Raw genomic sequence first — 1,538 nt, forward strand, 5'->3', positions numbered from 1 at the left:
GGCCCGCAGCGCAGGCCGCGGCGGGGCGGAGCAGCCACGGCGGGGAGCGTCCGGCCGGGGAGCGGACCGCTCCCCGGCGCGTCCTGGTCCTGGAGGACCTCGTGGACCACGGCAACGTCGGCGCCATCTTCCGGTGCGCCGCGGCCCTCGGCGTCGAGGCGGTGGTCCTCTCGCCCCGCTGCGCCGACCCGCTCTACCGCAGGTCGGTGAAGGTCTCGATGGGCGCGGTCTTCGCGATCCCGTACGCGCGGATGGCCGACTGGTACGACGGCCTGGCGGAACTGCGCGCGGCGGGCTTCCTGACGCTGGCGCTCACCCCCGACCAGGCCGCCGTTCCCCTGGACGAGGTGGAGATGCCGGAGCGGGTGGCGCTGCTCCTGGGGTCGGAGGGCGACGGGCTCTCCTCCCGGTGGCTGCACGAGGCCGACCAGCCGGTCTGCATCCCGATGAGCCCGGTCGCGATGGGCCTGGGCGTCGACTCCCTCAACGTGGTGGCCGCCGCCGCCATCGCCTGCCACGGCCTGATGCGCCGGGACCGCCCCACCGGTCAGCCCGCCGCTGGTTAGCCTGCCGCTGGTCAGCGCGCTGCCGGTCAGTCCGCCGCCGGTCAGTGAGCCGCTGAAGGGAGCCGCGCCGTCAAAGGACGGTGGAGTCCAGATTCGGCAGCTCCAGCAGGCCGTCCGGCGGGGCGGGCGGCGCGGGATCGCCGCCGGGCGGCGGGAGCTCCGGAGCCCGGGCCTCCTCGATCAGGTCCTCCGCCCAGTCCAGTAGCCGTCCGGCGGTCTGGAAACGCCGCTTGGAGCGGGTCTCCCCGAGGAGCACGCCGACCAGCCGGTGGCCGCCGCGGTCGGCGGCGAACGCCAGGCAGTAGCCGGCGGCGCCGGTGTAGCCGGTCTTGACGCCCAGCACGCCGGGTGCGCCGAGCAGTTCGTTGGTGTTGGCCCAGACGTGCCGCCGGTGCGCGGCGGTCCCGGGCACGACGTACCGCTCGGTGGAGGCGATGGCCGACAGCACCGGGTGGCGCAGCGCGAGGTCGGCCAGCCTCACCTGGTCGGCCGCGGTGGAGTGGCCGCCGCGCGGCCGGGGCAGCCCGTCGGCGTTGGTGTAGACGGTGTCGGCCAGGCCCAGGGAGCGGGCCGTGGCGTTCATCTTGGCCACGAACCTCTTCTGGCCCGGACCGTACACGCGGGCCAGCGCGTGGGTGGCGTCCGCGCCGGAGGGGAGCATCGCGCCGTGCAGCAGGTCCTTGACGGTCAGCCGCTCCCCGGCGCGCAGCGAGGCGCGGGTGGCGTCGTTCCGCCTGGCGTACGTCACGTCTCCTGCCTTGACCGTCACCAGATCGGTCAGCCGGGCCTCGCGCAGCACGACGTAGGCCGTCATGACCTTGGCCAGGCTGGCCACCGGCATCCGCCGGGTCGCCTGCTTGCCGAAGTGGACCGTCCCGGTGGTGGCGTCGACCAGATAGGCGGCGCGGGCGGAGACGGCCGGCGTCTCGCGCCGGGCGGGCACGGCCCACCGCCCCGGTGACGGGCCGGGCG

2 protein-coding genes are annotated in these 1,538 nt (G+C 75.7%); one reads left to right on the forward strand and one right to left on the reverse strand.

Going from position 1 to position 1,538, the window contains the following annotated elements; translation table 11 throughout:
* Positions 1 to 566: TrmH family RNA methyltransferase (locus ACWJ6R_RS36105; RefSeq protein ID WP_449066510.1), on the forward strand; the 566-nt coding region annotated here is incomplete at its 5' end.
* A gap of 70 nt (positions 567 to 636) precedes the next feature.
* Here the strand turns inward: ACWJ6R_RS36105 and ACWJ6R_RS36110 are convergent.
* On the reverse strand, positions 637 to 1,509 hold the full coding sequence (locus tag ACWJ6R_RS36110; RefSeq protein ID WP_449066511.1) for a D-alanyl-D-alanine carboxypeptidase family protein: 873 nt from the start codon (positions 1,507 to 1,509) through the stop codon (positions 637 to 639).
* Positions 1,510 to 1,538 lie beyond the last annotated feature (29 nt).

This window comes from Planomonospora algeriensis (genome assembly GCF_977012225.1).